Source organism: Streptomyces sp. NPDC015130 (genome assembly GCF_043080005.1).
Classification (GTDB): domain Bacteria; phylum Actinomycetota; class Actinomycetes; order Streptomycetales; family Streptomycetaceae; genus Streptomyces.
In genome coordinates this window covers 1-2046 of sequence record NZ_JBIBVC010000015.1, presented here as the reverse complement: position 1 = coordinate 2046, position 2046 = coordinate 1, and the positions used below count along the sequence as shown (strand labels likewise).

Here is a 2046-nt window from a genome sequence, read left to right as displayed (position 1 = left end):
CGGGGGGGGGGGGGGGGGGGGCGGGGCTGGGCCGGGGGGCCCGGGGGGGGGCGGGGGGGGGGGGGGGGGGTCGGCGGGGGGGGGGGGGGGGGGGCCCCCCCCCCCCCCCCACCGCCCCCTTTCCGTCGGGCGCCGGAACGGTCAGCGGGCGCCGATCTCGTCCGTCAGCTGCGGCAGCACCTCGAAGAGGTCGCCGACCACGCCGTAGTCCACGAGGTCGAAGATCGGGGCCTCGGCGTCCTTGTTGACCGCCACGATCGTCTTCGACGTCTGCATGCCCGCGCGGTGCTGGATCGCACCGGAGATGCCCGCCGCGACGTACAGCTGCGGCGAGACCTGCTTGCCGGTCTGGCCGACCTGGTTGGCGTGCGGGTACCAGCCGGCGTCGACGGCGGCGCGGGAGGCGCCGACGGCCGCGCCGAGCGAGTCGGCCAGCTTCTCGACGACCGCGAAGCCCTCGGCCGCGCCGACACCGCGGCCGCCGGAGACCACGATCGCGGACTCGGTCAGCTCGGGGCGGCCGGTGGAGACGCGCGGGGTGCGCGAGACGACCTTCGCGGCGTTGCCGGTGAAGGCGACGGCCACGTTCTCGACCGAACCGGCGGCCGGGGCGGCCTCCGGGGCGGCGGAGTTCGGCTTGACGGTGATGACCGGGACGCCGTGCGAGACCGTCGAGCGCACCTGGTACGAGGCGGCGAAGACGGACTGGGTGGCGACCGGGCCGTTCTCGCCGGCCTCCAGCTCCACGGCGTCGGTGATGAGACCGGAGCCGAGGCGCAGCGCGACGCGGGCGGCGATCTCCTTGCCCTCGCCGGAGGAGGTCACCAGGACGGCGGCGGCCCCCTTCTCCTTCGCGAGCTGGGTCAGCGCGTCGACCTTGGGGACGACCAGCTGGTCGGTGAACTCGGCGCCGTCCGCGACGTACACGGTGGCCGCGCCGTACTCGCCGGCGGTGGCGGCGATCGAGGCCGCGGCCTCGCCGGCGCCGAGCACGACGGCCGAGGGCTCGCCGATGCGGCGGGCCAGGGTCAGCAGTTCGAGGGCCGGCTTGCGGACCGCACCGTCGGCGTGGTCCACGAGAACCAGGATCTCAGCCATGATTCATTGCTCCTGAGTGGGTGTCTGGCCGACGGTGGTCAGATGAACTTCTGGGTGGCGAGGAAGGCCGCGAGCTGCTTGCCGCCGTCGCCCTCGTCCGTGACGATCGTGCCCTGCGTACGGGCGGGACGGGCGGCCACCGCGTCGACGAGGGTCCAGGACCCGGCGAGGCCCACCTCGTCGGCGTCGATGTCCAGGTCGTCCAGGTCGAGCTCCTCGACCGGCTTCTTCTTGGCGGCCATGATCCCCTTGAAGGAGGGGTAGCGGGCCTCGCCGGACTGGTCGGTGACCGACACGACGGCCGGCAGCGGGGCCTCCAGCAGCTCGGTGGCGGAGTCGCCGTCGCGGCGGCCCTTCACCGTCCCGCCGTCGACCGAGACCTCGGACAGCAGCGTCACCTGCGGCACGTTCAGCCGCTCGGCGAGCAGCGCGGGCAGGACGCCCATCGTGCCGTCGGTCGAGGCCATGCCGCAGACGACCAGGTCGAAGCCGGTCTTCTCCAGGGCCTTGGCCAGGATCGCGGAGGTGGCGATGACGTCGGAGCCGTGGATGTCCTCGTCGTTGACGTGGACGGCCTTGTCGGCGCCCATCGACAGCGCCTTGCGCAGCGCGTCCTTGGCATCGTCCGGGCCCACGGTCACGACGGTGACCGTGGCGTCGTCGGACTCCTCCGAGATGCGCAGCGCCTGCTCGACCGCGTACTCGTCCAGCTCCGAGAGCAGGCCGTCGACGGCCTCGCGGTCGGTCGTCAGGTCGTCGGCGAAACCGCGGTCGCCGGTCGCGTCGGGGACGTACTTCACACAGACTGCGATCTTCAGGGTCACGGCCTGTCTCCTTTCGAGAGGCTGGTGGTTACGGGAGGTTGCGGGCCATGACGATGCGCTGGACCTGGTTGGTGCCTTCGTAGATCTGGGTGATCTTGGCGTCGCGCATCATGCGCTCGACGGG

Annotated in this window: 3 protein-coding genes; all 3 read right to left on the bottom strand. The window is 73.1% G+C overall.

Annotation, left to right across the window (positions count from 1 at the left end):
• Nucleotides 1-141 precede the first annotated feature (141 nt).
• Nucleotides 142-1098, bottom strand: coding sequence for an electron transfer flavoprotein subunit alpha/FixB family protein (locus tag ACF08F_RS27275; protein WP_150264938.1), 957 nt, complete (start codon nt 1096-1098; stop codon nt 142-144).
• A gap of 38 nt (nt 1099-1136) precedes the next feature.
• Nucleotides 1137-1922: an electron transfer flavoprotein subunit beta/FixA family protein gene (locus tag ACF08F_RS27270; protein WP_392301153.1), complete on the bottom strand. Its 786-nt coding sequence runs from the start codon at nt 1920-1922 to the stop codon at nt 1137-1139.
• A 28-nt stretch (nt 1923-1950) separates the two neighbouring features.
• Nucleotides 1951-2046 (bottom strand): acyl-CoA dehydrogenase family protein (locus ACF08F_RS27265; RefSeq protein WP_157849844.1); only part of this gene is annotated, 96 nt, incomplete at its 5' end.